The organism is Burkholderia sp. AW49-1, from assembly GCF_053427845.1.
On the sequence record NZ_JBSAXF010000109.1, the window covers coordinates 1 to 439 of the forward strand.

The 439-nt window shown below is 67.4% G+C and carries 1 pseudogene; it reads right to left on the reverse strand.

The annotated features are described in order from the left end of the window. A pseudogene (locus tag ACV22W_RS33620) lies at positions 1–439 on the reverse strand (hypothetical protein); the annotation flags it as partial.

Consider the following 439-nt stretch of genomic DNA (forward strand, 5'->3'; position numbering starts at 1 on the left):
CTATCGACATGGCCCGACCAGGGACCACGGGCTGGCCGGCGGCGCCGTGCCCTTGGTCCACCAGCCGGCCCGATACACCGATCCCTGGTCAGTCACTTCCTTGCCGCCCTCGAACGCGCGCGCAGCGGAATACGGCACCGGTACGTTGCTCACCAGCGTCCATGCGTCGTTGCGGTCCGGCGCAGCCGTGCCCGTCGAATAGCTCGCCTGCCAGATCACGTTTTGGTAGCTCACGCGCTCGCCACCGTTATAGTTGCGGCTTTGCCACGCCGGAACGCCCACGGCAGCCGGATCCCGGTAGTCGCACGTGCCGCCTCCGTCCGATGGCGCGACCGTCACGGATACCGGCACCGACGTCGCCGATGCGTTCTGATTCGTCGTCGCCTTGCCCGTCACGCTGTAGCTGCCCGCCGCCACGTTCGGCCAGTCGTAGGTATAT